Below are 22,281 nucleotides of genomic sequence, written 5' to 3'. Positions count from 1 at the left end.
GCCGCTCACCGGAAGGTCTTGCGCGGGTCGAAGGCGTCGCGCACCGCCTCGCCGATGAAGATGAGCAGACTGAGCATCACGGCCAGAACGGCGAAAGCCGTGATGCCCAGCCAGGGCGCCTGGATATTGGTCTTGCCCTGACTCAGCAGCTCACCCAGCGAGGGCGAGCCCGGCGGCAGGCCGAAGCCGAGGAAATCCAGCGCAGTGAGTGTGGTGATCGAACCGTTCAGGATGAAAGGCATGAAGGTCAGCGTCGCCACCATGGCATTGGGCAAAAGATGCCGCAGCATGATGCTGGCGTCGGATACGCCGAGTGCGCGGGCGGCGCGCACATAGCCGAAATTGCGGGCGCGCAGGAATTCGGCGCGCACTACGCCGACCAGCGCCATCCACGAGAACAGCAGCATGATCCCAAGCAGCCACCAGAAATTCGGCTGTACGATGCTGGCCAGGATGATCAGCAGATACAGGGTCGGCAGGCCGGACCAGATTTCGATGAAGCGCTGGAAGATCAGGTCGGTCTTGCCGCCGAAATAGCCCTGCACCGCGCCGGCGATCACGCCGATCACCGAACTGAGCAGGGTCAGCACCAGACCGAACAGCACGGAAATGCGGAAGCCGTAGATCATGCGGGCCAGCACGTCGCGGCCCTGGTCGTCGGTGCCGAGCCAGTTTTCCGCACTGGGCGGCGCCGGTGCCGGGCGGCCGAGGTCGTAATTGATGGTGCGATAGCTGTAGCGGATCGGCGGCCAGATCATCCAGCCGTCCTTTTCGGCGATCAGGTCCTGCACGAAGGCGTCGCGGTATTTCGCTTCCGTCTCGAAGTCGCCGCCGAAGGTGGTTTCCGGATAGGCCTTCAGCACCGGGAAATAATAGCCGCCGTCGTATTTGACGATCAGCGGCGAATCATTGGCCACCAGTTCGGCGAACAGGCTGACCACGAACAGCAGCGCGAAGATCCACAGCGACCAGTAGCCGCGGCCATTGGCGCGGAAATTGCGCCAGCGCCGGGCATTGATGGGCGAGAGCTGCATCGGCTCAGGCCTCCCGGCTTTCGAAATCGATGCGCGGATCGACCACCACATACATCAGGTCGGAAATCAGGTTCACCACCAGACCCAGCAGGGTGAAGATGAACAGCGAGCCGAACATGATCGGATAGTCGCGCTTCAGCGCCGCCTCGAAACCGAGCAGGCCCAGGCCATCCAGCGAGAAGATCACCTCGATCAGCAATGAGGAGGTGAACAGGATGCCGATGAAGGCCGAGGGGAAGCCCGCGATCACGATCAGCATGGCATTGCGGAAGACATGGCCGTAAAGCACGCGGCGTTCGCTCAGGCCCTTAGCCCGCGCGGTGAGCACATAGAGCTTGTTGATCTCTTCCAGGAAGGAATTCTTGGTCAGCATCACCAGGCCGGCGAAGCCGCCGATCACCATGGCAATCACTGGCAGGGCCAGGTGCCAGAAATAGTCGGCGACCTTGCCCAGCAGGCTGAGCTGATCCCAGTTGTCGGAAGTCAGGCCGCGCAGCGGGAACCACTGCACGAAGCTCCCTCCCGCGAACAGCACGACCAGCAGCACGGCGAACAGGAAACCCGGGATGGCATACCCCACCACGATGGCCGCCGAGGTCCAGATGTCGAAGCGGCTGCCGTCGCGCACCGCCTTGGCGATGCCCAGCGGGATCGAGATCAGGTAGACGATCAGCGTGGTCCACAGGCCCAGCGAGATCGAAACCGGCAATTTCTCGATGATCAGGTCCACCACTGGCCGGTCCTTAAAATAGCTCACCCCGAAATCGAACCGGACATACTGGCCCAGCATGAGCAGGAAGCGCTCATGGGCCGGCTTGTCGAAGCCGAACTGCTTCTCGATCCGCTTGATGAATTCCGGGTCCAGGCCCTGGGCGCCACGATATTTGGCGCTGCCCTCGGCGGCCTGGGCGAAGGCACCGGCCCCCGGGCCCGTCTCGCCGCCGGTGGCGCCCGAGACCCGCGCGGTGACGTCGGCGGCCGTGCCGGTCACCTGGGCGATCACCTGTTCGACCGGGCCGCCGGGCGCGAACTGCACCACGACGAAATTGATCACCATGATGCCGAGCAGGGTCGGCACGATCAGGGCCAGGCGGCGGATGATATAGGCAAGCATGGCGCTACTCTCTCACCTCTGACGCGGCAAATTCAATGCCTTGTCTTTTTCCGGATCGATCCACCAGGTATCGACCAGGCCCACATCATAGGTGGGTTTCACGGCCGGGCGGACAAAGCGGTCCCAGTAGCCCAGTTTCACCGTGCCACTGTACCAATGCGGGATCACATACCAGCCCCACATCAGAACCCGGTCCAAAGCGCGGGTGGCGGCGCGCAACTCGTCGCGACTGCTTGCCGAGACGATATGCTCCACCAGGTCGTCCACCGCCGGATCGCGCACGCCGGAGAAATTGAAGCTGCCCACCGTTTCGGCGGCGCGCGACGTCCAGTAGTTGCGCTGTTCCACGCCCGGCGTCAGCGGCTGGACGAAACGGCGCGACATGATGTCGAAATCGAAGCTGCGCATGCGGTTCTCGAAGGCCGAGATATCCACCACGCGGATCGAGACGGTGATGCCGATGCGTTCCAGGTTGCGGGCGAAGGGATTGATGATGCGCTGGAAGCTGGGCTCATAGAGCATGAATTCCAGCTCGAAGGGTTTGCCCTGGGCGTCGACCAGCTTGCCGTTCTCGATGCGCCAGCCGGCCTGCAGCAGCAGGGCCTGCGCCTGTTTCAGATTGGCGCGGTTGTTGCCCGAACCGTCCGTGCGCGGCGGCTGGAATTCTTGGGCAAAAACCTGCGGCGGCACCTGGGTGCGGAACGGCTCCAGCAGCTTCAGTTCGGCATCCGAAGGCAGGCCGGTGGCGGCGAGGTCGGAATTCTCGAACATCGAGCGGGTGCGCTTGTACAGGCCATAGAACAGCGTTTTGTTGGCCCATTCATAATCGTAAGCCAGATTGAGAGCCTGCCGGACGCGTGGATCGCTCAGATGCGGTTTGCGGCTGTTGAGAAACCAGGCCTGCACGCCCGATGGCGTTTCGTCCTTCAGCACCTCGCGTTTGATGCGGCCCTGGTCGAAGGCCGGTTTGCCCTTGTATCCGGTGGCCCAGACGCGGGCGATCACCTCTTCGCGATAGTCGTATTCACCGGCGAAGAAGGCTTCGGCTGCGATGTCGCGGTCGCGGTAATAATCCTCGCGGATCTGCGCGAAGTTGTAGCGGCCGCGATGCACCGGCAGGTCCTTAGCCCACCAGTCGGTTACGCGCTGGAACACGATGCTGCGGCCGGCATCCACGCGGGCGATGCGATAGGGTCCGGAGCCGGTGATCGGCTCGATGGTCGGGGAGGCGAAGTCGCGGCCCTTGAACCAGGCTTTCGGCAGGATAGGCAGAGTGGCGACGATCAGCGGCAGGTCGCGCCGGCTTTCCGTCTCGGCAAAGCGGAAGGTCACACGGCGTGGTCCGTCGGCGGTCACGCTGTCCACGTCGCGCAGGATCAGTTGATAGAGCGGATGGCCGTCCTTCTTTGTGGCCTCCACGGTGAAGACCACATCGTCGGCCGTCACCGGGCTGCCGTCATGCCAGCGTGCCCGCTCGTTGATCTGGAAGGTGACGGAAGAGCGATCCGGCGCCAGATCGGCGCTTCTGGCCAGATCGGCGTAGACCGCATCGGGCTCGTCCATCGCCCGCACCATCAGGCTCTGGAAACTCAGGCCCAGATTGCGCGCCATCACGCCCTTGAGGATCAGGGGATTGAGATTGTCGAAACCGTCAAGCTGCCAGCCGCGCAGCTCGCCGCCCTTCGGCGCATTGGGATTCACATAATCGAAATGCCGGAAATCTGGCGGATATTTCAGATCGCCGAAAGCCGACAGGCCGTGGCGTGGTTCGGCCTGGGCGGCGCCGGCCGCCAGCAGGAGCAGCAGGGCGGCAAGCGCGCGCCGCCTCACGCGGGCTGGTCTCCGGACAGGCTCAGGCGATGGCGCAAATGCGCCTTCACCGTCGGCCATTCGGCCGGCAGGATGCTGTAGACCACGGTGTCGCGCAGCGTGCCGTTCGGTGCCACCTGGTGGTTGCGCAGGATGCCGTCCTGCTTGGCGCCCAGCCGCTCAATCGCCTTGCGGCTCTGGTGATTGAAGAAATGCGTGCGGAATTCGACGGCAATGCAGCTCAGGTCCTCGAAGGCATGGGCCAGCAGCATCAGTTTGGCGCGGGTGTTCAGAGCCGAGCGCTGCACGCTTTTGCGATACCAGGTCGACCCGATCTCGACGCGTTTGTTGGCGGCATCGACATTCATGTAGGTGGTCATGCCCACCGGCCTGCCGTTATCAGTCTTGTCGATCACGGTGAAGGGCAGCATGGTGCCCTTTTCGGCCAGGCCGAGGCGACGGTCGATCTCTGCGGCCATGCCGTCCGGCGTCGGTATGGCGGTGTACCACAACTTCCACAATTCGCCGTCCCGCGTGGCTTCCGCCAGCGCATCGCGATGCGCATGGCTTAATGGCGCCAGGGCGACGGCGCTGTCCTGCAGCGTGACGGGTTTCAGCCAGCTCATGCTCTCTCTTTTTCCTACTGCTTCGCGCCGGCCAGTTTCGCGGCCTTGGCCGGATCGACCCACCAGGCCATGAAGTCGGTGCCATTCTTCGGCGTCTTGGGCGGCAGGCCGAACTTGTCCCAGTAGACGATGCGATCGGCGCGCAGGCTCCAGCCCGGAACCAGATACTGGCCCCAGGTCAGCACGCGGTCCAGCGCGCGCGTGGCCGTGATCAGGCTATCGCGGTCAGGGGCGTAGATCACCGCATCGATCAGCTTGTCCACCACAGGACTTTTCAGGCCGATCCAGTTGCTGCTGGAGGTATTGTCGGCGGCGGCCGAGGAGAAGAAGCTGCGCTGTTCGTTGCCCGGCGAATTGGACTGGCCCCAGCCCGAGAACACCATGTCGTAATCGAAGCTGCGCAAACGGGCGACATACTGCGCCGAATCCACCGTACGCATGGTCAGGGCCACGCCCAGCCGCTGCAGGTTCTGGGCCCAGGGCGCCACGATGCGTTCATACGTGGGGTCGGACAGCAGGAATTCGATATCCAGCGTCTCTCCCCTGGCGTTGCGCAGCCTGCCGTCTTTAACCTCCCAGCCGGCTTCTTTCAGCAGGCGGGCGGCTTCGCGCAGGTTCCTGCGGTCCTGTCCCGAACCGTCGGAGGTCGGCGCCTGATAGGCCGGCCCGAAGACTTCCTTGGGCAGCTTGTCGCGGAACGGTTCCAGCAGTTTGAGCTCGGCAGCCGATGGTTCGCCGCGGGCGGCGAAATCAGAATTCTCGAAATAGCTGCTGGAGCGGGCGTAGCCGCCATAAAAGAAGGTTTTGTTGGTCCATTCGTAATCGAAGGCCAGCGTCAGGGCGCGGCGCACGCGCACATCCTGGAACTTGGCGCGACGGATGTTGAACACAAAACCGCTCAGGCCCGATGGCCGCTCATGCGGCAGTTCCACTTTCTTCACCAGGCCCTGCTGCACGGCCGGGAAGTCGTAGCCGGTAGCCCAGACACGGGCGATATTCTCGCGCCGGAAATCGTATTGTCCCGACTTGAAGGCTTCCAGCGTCACGGTGGTGTCGCGATAGAGGTCGTAGCGGATGCGATCGAAGTTGTAGCGCCCCTTGTTGATCGGCAGGTCTTTCGCCCACCAGTCGTTGCGGCGCTCGTAGACGATGAAGCGGTTGGCTTCCAGCCCGGCGATCCTGTATGGCCCCGAACCGGTCCAGGGTTCCAGCGTGGTCTTGTCGAAGCCACGTTTCTCCCACTGTGCCTTCTGCACCACCGGCAACTGGCCCATGATCTGCGGCAGTTCGCGGTTCTTCGGGCCGGAGAAATGGAACTTCACCTTGCGCGGCCCCAGCACCTCGGCCTTCTGCACATTGGCGTAATAGAGCTGCAGCTGCGGATCGCCGTGTTTTTGAATCTGCTCGAAGCTCCAGGCCACATCCTCGGCCGTGATAGCTTTGCCATCGGCCCATTTCGCCTCTGCCCGCAGATTGAACGTGACCCAGCTCAGATCCTCGGGCACTTCTACGGTTTCGGCGATCAGGCCGTATTCGCTGGTGTCGTCGTCCATCGGCGAAACCATCAGGGTTTCATAGACAAGCCCCAGGCCTGGCGCCTCGTCGCCTTTGGGGATGAACGGGTTGAGGCTGTCGAAGCCGCCCACGGCATAGAGCTTCACCTCACCGCCTTTCGGCGCGTTGGGATTGACATAATCGAGCTGCTTGAAATCCGGGCCGTATTTCGGCGTGCCGATCAGCGAAAGCGCATGGCTGGTTTTGCCGGCCTGGGCGTCACCAGTCTGGGCAAATGTCGGGTTGGTCAGCGTGAGGGCGAGCAGGGCGGACAACAGGATGGTTCGCATTCGGGTCGCTCCCAGGGAAAAGATCATGCTCCGGACAGATAGGCCTGCGCCGCCGCGTGCAGGGCCGGATTGGCGGCCGCCAGCACGCGGGCGGGATTGCGTGTATCGAGCGGCCGGCCTTCCCAGTCGGTGATTACGCCGCCGGCGCCTTCCACCACGGGAACCAGCGCCGCGTAATCATAGGGCTGCACCCGGCTCTCGACGACCACATCCACGAAACCCGAGGCGACCAGGCCAAAAACGATGCAGTCGCCGGACAGCCTATTGAGCCAGCAGGCCTTGCGCAGACTCTCGAAGGCCGCGGCTTCGGCGGCATTGAACAGGCCCACGGAAGTGGTGGCCACGGCTGCCTTGGCCAGGTCGCTGCGGGGATTCGCACGGGTTGCCATGCCATTGAATATGGTGGCGCGGCCCAGCGCGCCAACCCAGCGGTCGCGCATATTCGGCTGGTCGATCACGCCCAGCACCGGCTGGCCTTCGAAAGTCAGCGCGATCAGGGTGCCGAAGATCGGCAGGCCGGTGACGAAGCTTTTGGTGCCGTCGATGGGATCGAGGATCCATTGCCACGGCGCTTCCGGCCGGACATGGCCGTATTCCTCGCCATAGATGCCGTGATCGGGGTATTTCGCCTCGATGGCCTGGCGCATGGCGGTTTCGGCGGCGCGGTCGGCGATGGTGACGGGCGAGGCGTCGCCCTTGGCCTCGATATCGAGGCGCTGGCGGAAATGCGGGCGGATCGCCGCGCCGGCCAGATCGGCCAGATGGTTGGCGAAACCGATCAGCGTGTCGGCGGAAACAGAAAAGGCCGGGATGTCGCGCATGTCGACGATTCCCGGCCCTGGTCTGAAAGCTTTAGGCGATTACGGCAGCGGCTTGGGGCTGTCCGACAGCGACCGCAGATAGGCGATCAGGTCGGCGCGCTCCTTGGCGCTCTTCGAGCCGGCATAGGCCATCTTGGTGCCCGGGGCATAGGCCTTCGGGTTCTTCAGGAAGGCATAGAGGCTTTCATAGCTCCATTCGCCGCCGGTCTTCATCAGGCCGTCGGAATAGGAGAAGCCGGACATGTGGCCCTTCGGGGCGCCGACGATGTCGTAGAGGTTCGGGCCGACCTTGGCCGCGCCGCCCTTGTCGGGGGTGTGGCAGGCCGCGCACTTGCTGAAAGCCTTCTTGCCGGCATCGACATTGGCTGAGGCGAGCAGGGTGGCGATCGGCGGATCGGCCTCTTCCTGCTTGGCCGCAGCGCCGGCGCCGCCCTTCGGGGCTTCCTCGGCCACTTCGATCTTGTAGGCCGGCTCGGCCAGCTTCTTCGGCGAGACCAGGATGTTGCCGAACTGATTCACGCCCATGATGATCAGCAGGCAGAACAGCACGGCGCCGATCATCTTGTTCAGTTCGAAACTATCCATCTCGCGACACTCCTGCCATCGACGCTGCGCCGGTAGTTGGGGACGGGGCAGCGAAACCGGTCTAAAACAGGCCGAAACGGCCCAAAAAATCGCCGTGACATTAGCGGCTTCCCCGGTCCGTTCGCAACCCGTATATATCCCGCCGGACAGGGCATCCGCCTGCCCGGGCTGCGGCGGATTGCCGCACCTTAGCCGCCTCGCGATCAGGACCGCAAATGACTGCCGACCAGACACTTAGCTCGTCCAGCCTGCCCAGCAACCCGATCGTGCTGATTCCCTCGCGGCTGGCCTCCACGCGCCTGCCCGACAAGCCCCTGGCCGACATCCATGGCCAGCCGATGATCGTGCATTGCCTGCGTCGCGCGCGCGAAGCCGGTTTCGCCCGCGTGGCCGTGGCCTGCGGCGACGAAGCCATCGCCGGCGCCGTGCGGGCTGCCGGCGGGGAGGCAGTGATGACCGATCCGAACCACCCCTCGGGTTCCGACCGTATCCACGAGGCGCTGGTCAAGCTCGATCCCGAGGGCCGGCATGATGCCGTGATCAACCTGCAGGGCGATCTGCCCGCCATCGATCCCGCCATCGTCGCCGCGGCGCTGAAGCCGCTGGCCGATCCGCGCATCGACATTGCCACCCTGGCGACGCCCATCGTGGACCGGCACGAAATCGACGACCCCAACGTGGTGAAGGCCGTGCTCAGCCTGCGGCCGGGCGAGAGCATCGGACCGGCGCTGTATTTCAGCCGCCGCCCGGTGCCGGGCGGCGAGGGGCCGCTATGGCACCATATCGGCATCTATGCCTATCGCCGTGCGGCTCTGCAGCGCTTCGTCGCGTTGCCGCCTTCGCCACTGGAACAGCGCGAGAAGCTGGAGCAACTGCGCGCGCTGGAGAACGGCATGCGGATCGCGGCGGCCGTCGTTGACACCCTGCCGCTCGGTGTCGATACTCCGGCCGACCTTGAGCGCATCCGCCAGGTGATGGCCGCGCAACGATAATCTCCGCTCGCCACACGCCGCCCAGTCGAAGGGATTTCCATGCCCGCCCAGATTGCCACCGCCGCCACCGATCCTGCGCGCGTCGTCGCTTTCCAGGGCGCACCGGGCGCCTATTCGCATCTGGCCTGCCGCGAGGCTCTGCCTGATCTGGTGCCATTGCCCTGCGCCACGTTCGAGGATGCCTTCATTGCGGTGCGCGAAGGCAAAGCGGCCTGCGGCCTTATCCCGATCGAGAATTCCACCGCCGGCCGCGTCGCCGACATCCATCAGCTGCTGCCCGAAGGCGGTCTCTACATCACGGCCGAACATTTCCTGCGCGTGCGGCATCAACTGCTGGCGCCGAAATCGGCCAGCCTGAAAAGCATCAGGCGCGTCTACAGCCATGTGCAAGCGCTGTCGCAATGCCGGCGCGTGATCAAGGATCTCGGCATCGAACCGATTGTGTCCAGCGACACGGCCGGTTCGGCTAAGGAAGTGGCCGAGCGCAACAATCCGGAAGAGGCGGCGATTGCCTCCTCCATCGCCGGCGAGCTTTACGGCCTGCAGGTGCTGCGCGCCGATATCGAGGACAACCACACCAACACCACGCGTTTCATCAAGCTGGAGCGCCAGCGCCGCGACCCCGATCCGCAACTTGGCAACAGCCTCACCGCGATCATGTTCCGCGTGCGCAGCGTGCCGGCGGCGCTGTACAAGGCGCTCGGCGGGTTCGCCACCAACGGCGTCAACGTGGTAAAGCTGGAAAGCTATCTGTCGGACGGCTTCCAGGTGGCGGAATTCTATGCCGAGATCGAAGGCCATCCGGCCCAGCGCAACGTCGACCTGGCCTTGCAGGAACTGGAATATTTCAGCCGCTCGCTGAAGGTGATCGGCGTCTTCACCGCGCATCCCTTCCGCACCGGCCGCTGAGCAAGGCGGGAGCAGTCTTCAGCGCGCCGCGTTGAAAGCGTTGAAGGCGTCGCGCAGCTTCACGGCCGCATTCTTCATCTGCATCAGCTGCTCCATGCTCTGGCCCGAGGCTTTCAGCACTGTGGCCGGGCAGGCCATGGCCTGCTGCTGCAATATACGGCCCTTTTCGGTCAGATTGATGTGTACCTGGCGTTCATCCTCGGGATTGCGTCGGCGCGTGATGTAGCCGGCCGTTTCCAGCCGCTTGAGCAGGGGCGTCAGCGTGCTGGATTCCAGGAACAGCCGCTCGCCCAGCTCACCCACCATCAGGCCGTCGCTTTCCCACAGCGCCAGCATCACCAGGTATTGCGGATAGGTCAGCCCCATCGCATCCAGCAGCGGTTTGTACAGGCGGTTGAAGGCCAGCCCGGTGGAATAGACCGCGAAGCAGAGCTGGTTATCCAGGGCCAGTATGTCGCTGCGGATAGGGGTGGGGGCGTCGGGCATTGGTGCGATCTCCGGAATACACTCGCGATTATATATCGTGCGATAATTTATCGTATGCGATATATGCATGCCTGTCATGTCGGATTAGCAATTATCAAACGATTATTTATCGCGATATGTATTGGCCATCCGGAGCACGGATCTGGACCCACCCGACGGTGGACCAGCCACCCCAACAAGGAGCTAAGACCATGTCGCTGTTGCAGAATACCCGTCGTATCCTCGCTTCCACCGCGCTGGCTGCCGGCCTGCTGGCTGCTGCCGTTTCGTCGCCGGCCCAGGCCCAGGCAGCCAATCTGGATACCGTCACCCAGAATTTCATCAACGCCGTAAGCGCTGCCGGCGGCCCGCCGATCTATACCCTGTCGCCCGAGGCCGCCCGCCAGGTGCTGTCCGGCGCCCAGGCCGGTCCGGTCGCCAAGCTGGCAGCCAATATCCGCGACCTGAGCCTGCCCACCGGCCCGCTGGGCAGCGTGAATGTGCGCATCGTGCGGCCCGAAGGCGTGGCCGAAGCCTTGCCAGTGGTGATGTATTTCCACGGCGGCGGCTGGATGCTCGGCGGCAAGGACACCCATGACCGCCTGATCCGCGAGATCGCCGTGGGCGCCCGTGTCGCCGTGGTCTTCGTCGACTACCGCAACACGCCGGACGTGAAGTATCCGGTGCCGAACGAAGAGGCCTATGCGGCGACGAAGTATGTCGTCGAGAATGCGAAAGCGCTCAATGTCGATGGCAGCCGCCTCGCGGTGGCCGGTGACTCGGCGGGCGGCAACATGGCGGCGGCGGTGACGCTGCTGGCCAAGGAACGCGGTGGCCCGAAGATCAGCCACCAGGTGCTGTTCTATCCGGTGACCGACGATATCTCGCAGAACGTTTCCTACACCGCTTTCGGCAACGGTCCGTGGCTGACGACGAATGCGATGCATTTCTTCCTCGATGCCTACCTGCCGGCCCAGGTGCGCAACGACGTACTGGCCTTTCCGCTGAAGGCGTCGGTCGAACAGTTGCGCGGCTTGCCTGAAGCCACGGTGATTGTCGCCGAGAACGACCTGCTGCGGGATGAAGGCGAAGCCTATGCCCGCAAGCTGATCGCAGCCGGCGTGAGCGTCACCTCGACGCGCTACAATGGTGCGATCCATGACTTCGTCATGCTGAACGGCCTGGCTGAAAGTCCGGCGACGGTTGCGGCCATCGCGCAGGCGAACGCGGCATTGCGCCGTGCACTGCTGGTGAAATAACAGTCGTATCCGACATTCCTTCGGCGCTGACATCCGAAGGATACGACCAAGCCGGGCCGCCTCGCGGCCCGGCTTTAAATTTTGGTCTTTCCAGTCGTCTCACGGCATAATGGCGCGATGAAACGCGTCACCCGTCGTGAAACGATCCAGGGCGCAGCGGCCATGGCGGCGCTGCCGCTGCTAGGCAGGCCGACAACCGTATCCGCCCAGGGTGCTTTGCCTGGCGAAGTCGATGTGGCCATCGTCGGCGCCGGCATCGCCGGCCTGTCGGCCGCGCGGCTGCTGCAGGAACGCGGCCGCAATGTCGCCGTGATCGAGGCGCGTGATCGCATCGGCGGCCGTGCATTCACCGATACGACGCGGCTGGGCCATCCCGCCGATCTTGGCGCGGCCTTCCTGAAATCGGCCGACATCAATCCGCTGGCCGGCGAGATGCGCCGGCGCGAAACCGCCCTACAGACCGACGATGGCGATTTCTGGCTGTTCGACCGGGACCGCGACGGCACCCTGCGCGATGCCACCACCGAGGATTACGATCTGCTGGGCCTGCTCTACGACCGCCTCGACGATGCCCTGTTGGATGCCAAGACCCTGCGCGCCGATGTTGCGCTGGCCAGCCGGGCGAAACTGGATGTGAATGGCGCGCAGCACTGGATCGGCCTGGCCCGCGCCATGGCCGGACCGCTGCATGTCGGTGTCGAATACGCGCAGGTTTCTGCTTTGGATGCACCGCGTTTGTCGGGCACGGGCAACGATGCCTGGTTGCCTGGCGGCCTGGGCGCCTGGGCCCTCGATTATGCCGCCGGCCTGCCGGTCTGGCTGGGCAAGCCGGTGGTACGCATCGACTGGGCCAACAGCGGCGTCACGCTGGCCACCGCCGAGGGCCAGGTGCGCGCCGAGGCCTGCATTGTCACCGTACCGCTCGGCGTGCTGGCGGCACGCGACGGCATCCTGTTCCAGCCGGCCCTGCCTGCCGCCCAGCGCGAGGCGCTCGGCCGTATGAGCATGGGGCTGATCAACCGCATCGCGCTGCTTTACGAAGCCGGCAGCTTCAGCGCGCCTGCCAATACGCAGGTACTGGTCAATGGCGGCGGCCGCATGTTTGGTTTCCGTTTGAATGCCCATGATACGCCCGTGGCGATTGCCACTGTCGGTGGCGACTATGCCCGCGAACTGGAAGGGCAGGGCGAAGCGGCCATGGTGGCGGCCGCCCGCGCCCAGCTCAGGCGCATCTTCGGCGATGCCGTGGACGGGCGCTTCGTGCGCGGCGTCGCCTCCGGCTGGGGACAGGACCCCTTTAGCCGCGGTGCCATCGCCGCCGCACGGCCCGGTTTCGCCATTGCCCGCCGCAATGCCGGCCGGCCGCTGACCACGGCGGCGGGCCGCAGCCGCGTGCTGTTTGCCGGCGAGGCGTTTGCGTCCCCCGACTGGGCCGGGTCGGCAGCCGGGGCCTGGCTGTCGGGGCGGATGGCGGCCATCGAGGCCTTGCGCGCCCTGGGATGACCCGCCGAATCAGGCTTGACGGCATCGCCGCCGCGCCGTATCACGCTTGACCATTCGTGGTGATTTGAGCCGACCGGCTTGCGGACCACGTAAAACAAACCGCTAAAAGGTCGGGCGGTTTATCCAGAACCCCGGGCCTGCGGCGCCGGGGTTTTTTGTTTTTTGGCCCCGGTTTCGTTGATATCGGACCAGAGGACGACACGCGATGAGCGACAGCAAAAAGACTTCCACCTGGCGTCCGGCCACGCAGCTTGTGCGCGGCGGCACGATGCGCAGCGGGTTCGGCGAAACCTCGGAAGCGATCTTCATGACCTCGGGCTTCTGCTACGACAGCGCCGAAGCCGCCGAGGCCCGCTTCAAGAACGAGCAGCCCGGCTTCGTCTACAGCCGTTTCGGCAACCCCACGGTGGAAATGTTCGAGCGCCGCATGGCCCTACTGGAAGGCGCCGAGGCGGCGCGTGCCACGGCCAGCGGCATGGCGGCGGTCAACGCGGCGCTGATGTGTCAGCTCAAGGCCGGCGATGAAGTGGTTTCAGCCCGCGCGGTGTTCGGATCCTGCCGTTACATCGTCGAGGAATTGCTGCCGCGCTTTGGTATCAGGACGCATCTGATCGACGGGACCGACCTGTCGGCTTGGGAACAGGCGATCAATGCACGCACCCGCGCCGTTTTTCTGGAAACGCCGTCCAATCCCACGCTGGAAGTGATCGACCTGCCGGCCGTGGCCGAACTGGCGCACAAGGTCGGCGCCCGCGTGGTGGTCGACAATGTCTTCGCCACCCCGATGCTGCAGAAGCCGCTGCAGCTCGGCGCCGATATCGTAGTCTACTCGGCCACCAAACATATCGACGGCCAGGGCCGCTGCCTGGGCGGCGTGGTATTGGGTAGTCAGGATTTCGTCACCAACGAATTGACCCCCTATCTGCGCCATACCGGCCCAGCGCTCAGCCCGTTCAATGCCTGGGTCATGCTCAAAGGGTTGGAGACTCTTGAATTACGAGTGTCTCGCCAGGTAGAGAACGCCTCTCGGTTGGCAGATGCCCTGGCGGGCCACCCAGGCCTGGCGGCGCCGACGAATGTGCCGGCCCTGCTGTATCCCGGCCGGGCCGACCACCCCCAGCACGCATTGGCGATGCACCAGATGAGTGCCGGCGGCAACATGCTGGCCCTGCGCCCCAAAGGCGGGAAAGCAGGCGCATTCCGTATGCTGAATGCCCTGGAATTGGTGGATATCTCGAATAATCTGGGAGACTCCAAAAGCCTGATCACCCATCCGGCCACAACCACACACCAGAGGTTGAGCCCGGAAGAACGTGCCCGGCTGGGCATCGGCGAGGACCTGCTGCGGCTGTCGGTGGGCCTGGAAGACTGGCGGGATCTGCTGGATGATTTGCGTCAGGCCCTTGAAAAAGCGGCCTGATCTGTTGCCGATCTGCCACAGGAGGCTATTTTCCGGTCGACTCGTTGCCTCGGGTTAGGCGAATCCCGAAAGCTGCTGTTATAGTCGCCGTGGGGTTGAGACTTCAGGGGTCGCGGTCGCGGCGCCCATCCAATTTTGAGGAGATTCCCATGAAGATTCGTGTCGCTCTGCTGGCCGGCGCCGCTCTGGCGGTTCTGTCGTCGGCTCCGGCATTTGCGCAGGCCAGCGGCCCCTATGTCGGCATTGGTGCCGGCGCCTCCTGGTTCGAGGATGCCGATGTCAAAGGTGCCGGCGCGATCACCACGCTCGAATTCGATACCGGCTGGGCCGGCGTGCTGAAGGGTGGTTATGCGTTCGGCAATGGCTGGCGCCCTGAACTCGAACTTGGCTACAACAGCTGGGATGTTGACGGCGCCAATGGCGGTGCAACGTCCGGCGGTGACGCCAAGATGTACAGCGCGTTCGCCAATGTGCTGTATGACTTCATGCCGGCCAGCAACTGGAGCCCCTACCTGGGCTTGGGCCTGGGTTATGCCCGGGTCTCCACCGACGCCACCGTGAACACCACCGTGATCGATGACAACGATAACACCTGGGCGGCCCAGGGTATTGCCGGTCTGTGGTATGCTTTGGATAACAACTGGCTGCTGAGCGCCGATTATCGCTACCAGTATCTCGGCGACACCAAGTTCTCGACCAGCACGGCTGGCGTTACCGTCGATGGCGGCAACCAGATTCACACCGTGATGCTGGGCCTGACCTACCGCTTCGGCGCTCCGGCCCCCAAGCCGCAGCCGGCCGTTGCCGCTCCGCCGCCGCCTCCGCCGCCGGCCCCCGCACCGGCCGCTGCGCCGGCTCCGGCTCCGCGTCTGCCGGAGACCTACATCGTGTTCTTCGCCTTCGACAAGTCGGACCTCAGCCCGGTGGCGACCCAGGTGCTTGACCGCGCCATCGCCGATTACCGTGCGACCGGCATGACCAACGTGCGGATCGAAGGCAACGCCGACCGCTCGGGCGCCGATGCCTACAACCAGCGCCTGTCGCAGCGTCGTGCCGATGCCGTGGCGGCCTATCTGCGCCAGAAGGGCATTGCCCAGGGCTCGATCCAGACGGTGGCCAACGGCGAGAACAAGCCGCGTGTGCCGACCGCCGATGGCGTCCGCAACGACGAAAACCGCAACGCGCAGATCTTCCTGCGCAAGTAATTCCGGCGGTTACAGCTACATGGCGCGGCCGCCCCGAAAGGGGCGGCCGTTGCCGTTTCTGGGCTTCTGTCTCGGTTGGCAGAATCCCGGTTTTCCGCCCTCATGGAGGCGGCTGGCTGGACATTCCGGCCATCGCTCCTAATATTTCCGGTACGGCTTTTCCGGCAATCCCGTGCCGGCCGGGCCCGGAGTTCAGCCATGTATCACACGACCACGCATAATATTTCGGTCACGGTACAGCCGATCTATCTCGACGAGCAGTCCTCGCCCGACGAGAATTATTTCGTCTGGGCCTACAACGTGAAGATCGAGAATAGCGGCAGCAACACCGTGCAACTGCGCAGCCGCTACTGGAAGATCACCGATGCACGCGGCCGGGTGCAGGAGGTGCGCGGGCCGGGCGTAGTGGGCGAACAGCCGGTGCTGGGGCCCGGCGACAGTTTCGAATATACCAGCGGCACGCCGCTGCCCACGCCGTCCGGTTTCATGGTCGGCACTTACCAGATGGTCAGTGAATCCGGCGAACAGTTCGACGTCGCGATCCCGGCCTTCTCGCTGGACAGCCCCCATGAGGCGCGGCGGGTGAACTGAAAATTTTGCGCCGGGGATTGGTCCACGGCGCTCCGACATGCGTAGAAAACGGCAGACGACAGAAACAGGAGCATCGCCGTGAGCAGTGTGGCCAAGACCGGAAGCCTGCCGTCCTTCGTGAAGGCGAATGACGAAAGCAAGACCCAACGCCCCAGCCGCGAAGAAGCGGAGGCGGCTGTCCGCACGCTGATCCGCTGGGCCGGCGACGACCCGGACCGCGAAGGCCTGGTCGGCACGCCCGACCGCGTTGTGCGCTCCTATGAGGAATTCTTCGCCGGCTATGACGAGGATCCGGTTGGCATGCTGGAGCGGACGTTTGAGGAAACCGACGGCTACGACGAGATGGTCGTGCTGCGCGACATCCGGCTGGAAAGCCATTGCGAGCACCACATGGTGCCGATCATCGGCAAGGCCCATGTCGCCTATCTGCCGGGCAAGCGCGTGGTCGGCATCTCCAAGCTGGCCCGCGTGATCGAGGTCTACGCCAAGCGCCTGCAGATCCAGGAAAAGCTTACCGCCCAGGTCGCCAACACGCTGCAGGCCGTGCTGCAGCCGCGCGGCGTCGCCGTGGTGATCGAGGCCGCGCACCAGTGCATGACCACCCGCGGCATCCGCAAGCCGGGCGTCACCATGGTCACCAGCCGCATGCTGGGTGCTTTCCGCGACGACCCGCGCACCCGGTCTGAATTCCTCGCCATGATCGGTGGCGCCGGCCAGCGCCGCAGCGGCGGGGACGACTGATCGCGCCATTGACCGCGCCGTCATCCGGCCCTAAACCGGCTGGATGACGGATATCCAGACCAAAACTCCCCCGACGAAGAATCCCAGCCAGGCCGCCCTCGACTGGATCGAACGCCTGATCGCGTTCGATACCACCAGCCGGCTGTCCAATCTCGCGCTGATCGACGATATCGCCGCGTATCTCGCACAGCACGGCGTCGCCAGCGACAAGATCTACGACTCCACCGGCAGGAAGGCCAATCTCTATGCCACCATCGGCCCGCGTGATGTGGGCGGCATAGTGCTGTCTGGCCACACCGATGTTGTGCCGGTGGATGGCCAGCCCTGGACCAGCGATCCGTTCAAGGTGGTGCAGCGCGGCAGCCGGCTGTATGGCCGCGGCACATCCGACATGAAAAGCTTCATCGCGCTTTGCCTGGCGCTGTTGCCCGAAATGCTCAACCAGCCGCTCAGCGTGCCGCTGCATTTCGCCTTTTCCTATGACGAGGAAGTCGGCTGCCTCGGCGTGCATGGCATCGTCGATTTCGTCAAGCAGGGCGGGCCGGCGCCCAGGCTCGCCATCATCGGCGAGCCAACCGAGATGCAGGTGGTGAACGCGCATAAAAGCGTTTGTGCCTGTAACACCACCGTGCATGGTTTCGAGGCGCATTCCTCGGCCACGCATCAGGGCGTCAATGCCATCCAGGTGGCTGGCGAACTGATCGCCGAGATGAACCGCATCCAGCGCGAATACCAGAAGCCCGAATATTGCGATCCGCGTTTCGAGCCGCCCTATACCACCATCACGGTGGGCGAGATCCATGGCGGCACGGCGCGCAACATTCTGGCCCGCGAATGCAAGCTTGTGTGGGATATCCGCGCGGTGAAGCCCGAGCACGATCACGCCATCGTCGAGGCCGTGAAGCGCTACGCCACCGAACAGCTTGAGCCCGGCATGAAACGCATCCATGCGCAGGCGGGCGTCGACACGCAGGTGGTGGCCCATGTGCCGGCCTTCCTGCCTGTCGGCGACAATCCGGCCGAGACGCTGGCCCTGAAACTGGCCGGGCAGAATCGCACCCAGGCGGTGTCCTACGGCACCGAGGCCGGCATTTTCCATGTCGGTGGGATCCCCGCCGTGGTCTGCGGCCCGGGCAATATCCGCGAGGCGCATAAGCCCGACGAATATATCGAGCTCAGCCAAGTGGCCGAGGGCGAGGCCTTCCTGCACCGGCTGATCGCCTTCTGCCGCGATGGCGGCAGCCGCTCATTCCTCGATCAGGCGGCGTAAGGTCTGGCGATAGCGCGCGGCGAATTCGCCGGCGCGGACATGCCGGCCCTGTTCCACCACGCGCCGGCCGCCGACCCAGACCTCGCGGATCATCGGCCGGCGCTGGCCCGCGAAGATCCAGCTGTCCAGCACGGCATCGCCGTGGCGCGCCGCCAGCGTCGGCGTCTCGCCGTCCAGCAGCACAAAATCGGCGCGCTGCCCTACGGCAATCCTCCCCATCGGCTGGCCCAGGGCCTGCGCGCCGCCGGTCGCGGCGGCTTCGAACAGCCGCTGCCCGGTCGACCGCTCCGGCCCACCGGCCAGCAGGTTGCGGCTGCGCCGAACCAGGCGCTGGCCGTATTCCAGCAGGCGCAGGTCTTCGGCCGCATCCACGCTGATATGGCTGTCCGAGCCGATGCCGATTGCCCCGCCGGCCGCCATGTAATCCACGGCGGGAAACAGGCCGTCGCCCAGATTGGCTTCCGTGGTGGGGCACAGGCCCGCCACCGCGCCGCTCTGCGCCAGCCGCAGCGTTTCGCCCGGCGTCAGATGCGTGGCATGCACCAGGCACCAGCGCGCGTTCACATGGCCCTGGTCCAGCAGCCAGTCCACTGGCCGCCGTCCGCTCCAGGCCAGACATTCGTCCACTTCGGCGATCTGTTCGGCGATGTGGATATGCACCGGCGCCGTGGCATCGATGCCGTCCAGCGCGGTCAGCGCCGCGCGCAGCATCTCGGGCGAGAGGGCGCGCAGGGAATGCGGCGCGATGCCCAGCCGACGGTCGTGTCGATCACGGAAGGCCGGCGCCAGTTTCTGCAACAGCGCGGCATAGGCGTCGCTGTCGTGCAGGAAACGGCGCTGGCGCGGCTGCGGCTCGCGCTGGCCGAAACCGCCATACCGATACAGCACCGGCAGATGGGTCAGGCCGATGCCGCTGGCCTCGGCGGCAGCCAGGATGCGCCAGCTCAGCTCGGCCGGATCGTCATAGGGCGTGCCGTCGGCCTGGTGATGCACGTAGTGGAATTCGGCCACGGCAGTGAAACCGGCTTCCAGCATCTCGGCATAGAGCTGGCTGGCGATGGCCTCGATATCGGCGGGCGTCAGCTTCGCCGCAAAGCGATACATCGTTTCACGCCAGGTCCAGAAACTGTCCGCGCCTGCTCCGCTGCGCTCCGCCAGTCCGGCCATGGCGCGCTGGAAGGCATGGCTGTGCAGGTTAGCAAGGCCGGGCAGCACCGGGCCGTCCAGTAGCACGGCATCGGCGGCCGTCTGCGCCGGCATCACGGCGTCGATTAGGCCGGCCGTGTCGATGGTCACCAGCACGTCGTCGTGCCAGCCGTCGGGCAGCAGGGCATGGCGCAGCAGGAAGCGAGGCATGACGGGGTCTCCCAACTTGTATATATAAGTTGGCAGAAACGGCCGTGTTCCGAAAGGCCGGCCATTCAAATTCATCACGGTCGATCTGCGATTCATCAGGGCCGAAGAGACACGACGATGCTGAACGATCCGCGCTCCCACGGCCTCTGGGAGCAGACCGCGCCGGCCGCGCCGGCAACCGCTAGGCTGGCCGGTGATCTGGATGTGGAGGTCGCGGTGATCGGTGCCGGCTTCACCGGCATCTCCGCTGCCCTGCATCTGGCGCAGGCCGGCACGCCGGTTGCGGTGATCGAGGCAGCCGAGATCGGCTTCGGCGGCGCCGGCCGCAATGTCGGCCTGGTCAATGCCGGTATGTGGGTTATGCCGGAGGTCCTGCTCAGGACGCTGCCGGCGCCTTATGGCAACCGCCTGCTCGATCTGCTGGGCGATGGCCCGAGGTTGGTCTTCGATATCGTGCGGGACCATGGCATCCAATGTGAGGCTGTCCATGCTGGCACGCTGCATTGTGCCCATGGCCAGTCCGGCTTTGCCGAGATCACGGCGCGTGCCAAGCAATGGCAGGCGCGCGGTGCCGATGTCGAGTTGCTGGACGCAGCCCGCGCTGCTGCGTTGCTGGGCACGCGCAAATATTCCGGCGCGCTCCTGGACCGGCGGGCGGGCACGATCCAGCCACTGGCCTATGTGCGCGGGCTGGCCATGGCCGCGCAGAAGGCTGGCGCAAGGCTGTTCACGCGGTCGCCTGTTAACGCAGTCGAGCGCAAGGACGACAGATGGCAGATCCGCACGGCGAGCGGCCGGGTGACGGCGGACTGGGTGGTCCTGTCGACCGATGCCTATGGCTCAGGGCCGGGCGATGCGGCGCGGCGGGAACAGGTGCCGCTGCCCTATTTCAACTTCGCCACGCGGCCACTGTCAGCGGAGATGCGGGCCTTGATCCTGCCCGAAGGGCAGGGCGCCTGGGACACACAGCTGGTGATGAATTCCTTCCGTATGGACCAGGCCGGCCGTCTGGTCTTCGGCAGCATCGGTGCGCTGCGCGGCAGCGGCGCCGTTGTGCATCGCGCTTGGGCGCAGCGTGCGTTGCGCCGGCTGTTTCCCGGCATTGGTGATGTTGAGTTCGAGGCCGAATGGTATGGCACCATCGGCATGACGGCCGACAACCTGCCGCGTTTCCACCGCTACGGATTCCGCATGATCGGCTTCAGCGGCTATAACGGGCGCGGCATCGCACCGGGCACGGTGTTCGGCCGTGTGCTGGCATCCTATGTGCGGGGCGAGACCGGCGAGACCGACCTGCCGCTGCCGCTCACGCCGGTCGAGGTGGCCCCCTTCCGGCTATCCAGGCAGATAGTCTATGAAGTCGGTGCGCAGGCCGCGCATCTGGTGGCGGACAGGATCTGAGATGAGTGAATTCTGGGACAGCGTCTGGCGCCATGCCGACATCGCCACCATGGCGAATGGCGGCGGCGACGGCTTCGGTGCCATCCGCGACGGTGCGATTGCCATCAAAAACGGCCGCATCGCCTGGATCGGTCCGGTCGCCAGCCTGCCGAAGGATGGCATCGGGTCGCAGACCGCCATGCATGATCTGGGCGGCGGCTGGATCACGCCGGGACTCATCGATTGCCACACTCATCTGGTCTATGGCGGCAACCGTGCCCATGAATTCGAGTTGCGGCTGAATGGCGCCAGCTACGAAGAGATCGCGCGCGCCGGCGGCGGTATCCGCTCCACCGTGACGGCCACGCGTGGCGCCAGCGAGGCGGAATTGCTGCGCCAGAGCGTGCCGCGCCTGCATGCCCTGCTGTCCGAAGGCGTCACCACGCTGGAGATCAAGTCGGGCTACGGCCTCGATCTGGAGAACGAACTGAAAAGCCTGCGCGTGGCGCGCCGGCTGGGCGAAACATCTCCCGTGCGTATCCGTACCACATTGCTGGCCGCTCATGCCCTGCCGCCGGAATATGCCGATGATGCGGATGGCTATATCGATCTGGTCTGCGACCGCATCATTCCGGCCGCCGCGCAGGCCGGGCTGGCCGATGCGGTGGATGCCTTCTGCGAAGGTATCGGCTTCACGCCGGCGCAGACACGTCGTGTGTTCGAGGCCGCGCGCAAGCACAACCTGCCGGTCAAGCTGCATGCCGAACAACTCAGCAATCTGGGCGGTGCGGCGCTGGCGGCCGAATTCGGTGCGCTCTCGGCCGACCATCTGGAATACCTGGACGAAGCCGGCGTGATGGCCATGGCAAAAGCCGGCACGGTGGCGGTGCTGCTGCCCGGCGCGTTTTACATCCTGCGCGAAACCAGGCTGCCGCCCATCGATCTGCTGCGCCGCCATGGCGTGGCGATGGCGATTTCCACCGACTGCAATCCCGGCACCTCGCCGGTCACCTCCCTGCTGCTGATGCTCAGCATGGCCTGCACCCTGTTCCGGCTCACCCCGGCCGAGGCTTTGGCCGGGATCACCCGCCAGGCCGCCCGCGCATTGGGATTGCAGGCGGAAACCGGTACGCTGGAGGCCGGGAAAACCGCCGATTTCGCGGTCTGGGATATCGACCGTCCCGCGGCGCTCGCCTATCAGGTCGGCCTGAACCCCATCCGCCAGGTGGTGTTTTCCGGTCGACCGCTGCCGCCGCTTTCCCGGACCCGTTAACCACAGGCTGCGATTGCGCCGACGCGGCCGGGCGCTATATCCTGTGCATACGCAGATGCGCGAGTCGCGTTGCGGCGCGGTTCC

The 22,281-nt window shown here is 65.0% G+C and carries 20 protein-coding genes and 1 riboswitch; of the genes, 11 read left to right on the top strand and 9 right to left on the bottom strand.

Annotation, left to right across the window (positions count from 1 at the left end):
- Window positions 1-5 precede the first annotated feature (5 nt).
- Genes ACK4FJ_RS09205 through ACK4FJ_RS09175 form a run of 7 tightly spaced genes read right to left on the bottom strand, consistent with a single transcriptional unit; the run spans window position 6 to window position 7,833 of the window.
- Entirely contained in the window at window positions 6-1,034 is a 1,029-nt protein-coding gene (locus ACK4FJ_RS09205; protein ID WP_409765644.1) for an ABC transporter permease, read from the bottom strand.
- Window positions 1,035-1,038: 4 nt separating this feature from the next.
- Window positions 1,039-2,148: a microcin C ABC transporter permease YejB gene (locus ACK4FJ_RS09200; RefSeq protein ID WP_409765642.1), complete on the bottom strand. Its 1,110-nt coding sequence runs from the start codon at window positions 2,146-2,148 to the stop codon at window positions 1,039-1,041.
- 12 nt (window positions 2,149-2,160) lie between these two features.
- Entirely contained in the window at window positions 2,161-3,978 is a 1,818-nt protein-coding gene (locus tag ACK4FJ_RS09195; RefSeq protein WP_409765640.1) for an extracellular solute-binding protein, read from the bottom strand.
- Complete coding sequence (locus tag ACK4FJ_RS09190) at window positions 3,975-4,583, bottom strand: GNAT family N-acetyltransferase (RefSeq protein ID WP_409765638.1); 609 nt, start codon at window positions 4,581-4,583, stop codon at window positions 3,975-3,977. Before ACK4FJ_RS09190 ends, ACK4FJ_RS09195 begins: the two co-directional genes overlap by 4 nt.
- 14 nt (window positions 4,584-4,597) lie before the next feature.
- Complete coding sequence (locus ACK4FJ_RS09185; RefSeq protein WP_409765636.1) at window positions 4,598-6,427, bottom strand: extracellular solute-binding protein; 1,830 nt, start codon at window positions 6,425-6,427, stop codon at window positions 4,598-4,600.
- Between the two features lie 23 nt (window positions 6,428-6,450).
- Complete coding sequence (hisN, locus tag ACK4FJ_RS09180; RefSeq protein WP_409765634.1) at window positions 6,451-7,248, bottom strand: histidinol-phosphatase; 798 nt, start codon at window positions 7,246-7,248, stop codon at window positions 6,451-6,453.
- Window positions 7,249-7,287: 39 nt separating this feature from the next.
- Entirely contained in the window at window positions 7,288-7,833 is a 546-nt protein-coding gene (locus tag ACK4FJ_RS09175) for a c-type cytochrome (protein ID WP_409765632.1), read from the bottom strand.
- A 215-nt stretch (window positions 7,834-8,048) separates the two neighbouring features.
- Between ACK4FJ_RS09175 and ACK4FJ_RS09170 the strand changes: the two genes are divergently transcribed.
- Together ACK4FJ_RS09170 and ACK4FJ_RS09165 are read left to right on the top strand one after the other, a co-directional pair.
- Window positions 8,049-8,825, top strand: coding sequence for a 3-deoxy-manno-octulosonate cytidylyltransferase (locus tag ACK4FJ_RS09170; RefSeq protein WP_409765631.1), 777 nt, complete (start codon window positions 8,049-8,051; stop codon window positions 8,823-8,825).
- Window positions 8,826-8,864: 39 nt separating this feature from the next.
- On the top strand, window positions 8,865-9,734 hold the full coding sequence (locus ACK4FJ_RS09165) for a prephenate dehydratase (RefSeq protein ID WP_409765629.1): 870 nt from the start codon (window positions 8,865-8,867) through the stop codon (window positions 9,732-9,734).
- A gap of 18 nt (window positions 9,735-9,752) precedes the next feature.
- On the opposite strand, the gene ACK4FJ_RS09160 is transcribed toward ACK4FJ_RS09165, so the two are convergent.
- Window positions 9,753-10,220: a MarR family winged helix-turn-helix transcriptional regulator gene (locus ACK4FJ_RS09160; protein WP_409765627.1), complete on the bottom strand. Its 468-nt coding sequence runs from the start codon at window positions 10,218-10,220 to the stop codon at window positions 9,753-9,755.
- Between the two features lie 191 nt (window positions 10,221-10,411).
- Here ACK4FJ_RS09160 and ACK4FJ_RS09155 point away from each other — a divergent pair, with 191 nt between their 5' ends.
- The 7 genes from ACK4FJ_RS09155 (at window position 10,412) to argE (ending at window position 18,188) form a co-directional block, all read left to right on the top strand.
- Complete coding sequence (locus ACK4FJ_RS09155; protein ID WP_409765625.1) at window positions 10,412-11,458, top strand: alpha/beta hydrolase fold domain-containing protein; 1,047 nt, start codon at window positions 10,412-10,414, stop codon at window positions 11,456-11,458.
- A 117-nt stretch (window positions 11,459-11,575) separates the two neighbouring features.
- Window positions 11,576-12,961: a flavin monoamine oxidase family protein gene (locus tag ACK4FJ_RS09150; RefSeq protein WP_409765623.1), complete on the top strand. Its 1,386-nt coding sequence runs from the start codon at window positions 11,576-11,578 to the stop codon at window positions 12,959-12,961.
- Between the two features lie 46 nt (window positions 12,962-13,007).
- A riboswitch (SAM riboswitch) is annotated at window positions 13,008-13,087 on the top strand.
- Between the two features lie 79 nt (window positions 13,088-13,166).
- Window positions 13,167-14,381 carry an O-succinylhomoserine sulfhydrylase gene (gene metZ, locus ACK4FJ_RS09145; RefSeq protein WP_409765621.1) on the top strand — a complete coding sequence of 405 codons (1,215 nt, stop codon included), beginning with the start codon at window positions 13,167-13,169 and terminating at the stop codon, window positions 14,379-14,381.
- A 149-nt stretch (window positions 14,382-14,530) separates the two neighbouring features.
- Window positions 14,531-15,586: an OmpA family protein gene (locus ACK4FJ_RS09140; protein ID WP_409765619.1), complete on the top strand. Its 1,056-nt coding sequence runs from the start codon at window positions 14,531-14,533 to the stop codon at window positions 15,584-15,586.
- Window positions 15,587-15,784: 198 nt separating this feature from the next.
- The gene (gene apaG / locus ACK4FJ_RS09135; RefSeq protein ID WP_409765617.1) at window positions 15,785-16,177 is read left to right on the top strand and encodes a Co2+/Mg2+ efflux protein ApaG; all 393 of its coding nucleotides are present in this window, start codon (window positions 15,785-15,787) and stop codon (window positions 16,175-16,177) included.
- A gap of 87 nt (window positions 16,178-16,264) precedes the next feature.
- Window positions 16,265-16,918, top strand: coding sequence for a GTP cyclohydrolase I FolE (gene folE / locus ACK4FJ_RS09130; protein ID WP_409766720.1), 654 nt, complete (start codon window positions 16,265-16,267; stop codon window positions 16,916-16,918).
- A 43-nt stretch (window positions 16,919-16,961) separates the two neighbouring features.
- Window positions 16,962-18,188: an acetylornithine deacetylase gene (gene argE / locus ACK4FJ_RS09125; protein ID WP_409765615.1), complete on the top strand. Its 1,227-nt coding sequence runs from the start codon at window positions 16,962-16,964 to the stop codon at window positions 18,186-18,188.
- Here argE and ACK4FJ_RS09120 read toward each other — a convergent pair.
- Window positions 18,165-19,544: a formimidoylglutamate deiminase gene (locus ACK4FJ_RS09120; protein ID WP_409765613.1), complete on the bottom strand. Its 1,380-nt coding sequence runs from the start codon at window positions 19,542-19,544 to the stop codon at window positions 18,165-18,167. The two genes, argE and ACK4FJ_RS09120, sit on opposite strands and share 24 nt — an antisense overlap.
- Window positions 19,545-19,661: 117 nt before the next feature.
- Between ACK4FJ_RS09120 and ACK4FJ_RS09115 the strand changes: the two genes are divergently transcribed.
- Window positions 19,662-20,945 (top strand): NAD(P)/FAD-dependent oxidoreductase, encoded by a 1,284-nt coding sequence (locus ACK4FJ_RS09115; RefSeq protein WP_409765611.1) that lies wholly within the window; start codon window positions 19,662-19,664, stop codon window positions 20,943-20,945.
- A 1-nt stretch (window position 20,946) separates the two neighbouring features.
- Entirely contained in the window at window positions 20,947-22,197 is a 1,251-nt protein-coding gene (gene hutI / locus ACK4FJ_RS09110; RefSeq protein WP_409765609.1) for an imidazolonepropionase, read from the top strand.
- Window positions 22,198-22,281 lie beyond the last annotated feature (84 nt).

The organism is Ferrovibrio sp., from assembly GCF_046297595.1.
Classification (GTDB): domain Bacteria; phylum Pseudomonadota; class Alphaproteobacteria; order Ferrovibrionales; family Ferrovibrionaceae; genus Ferrovibrio.
Note: the sequence above shows the minus strand (reverse complement) of the source record. Positions and strands in the feature narration are given on the sequence as shown.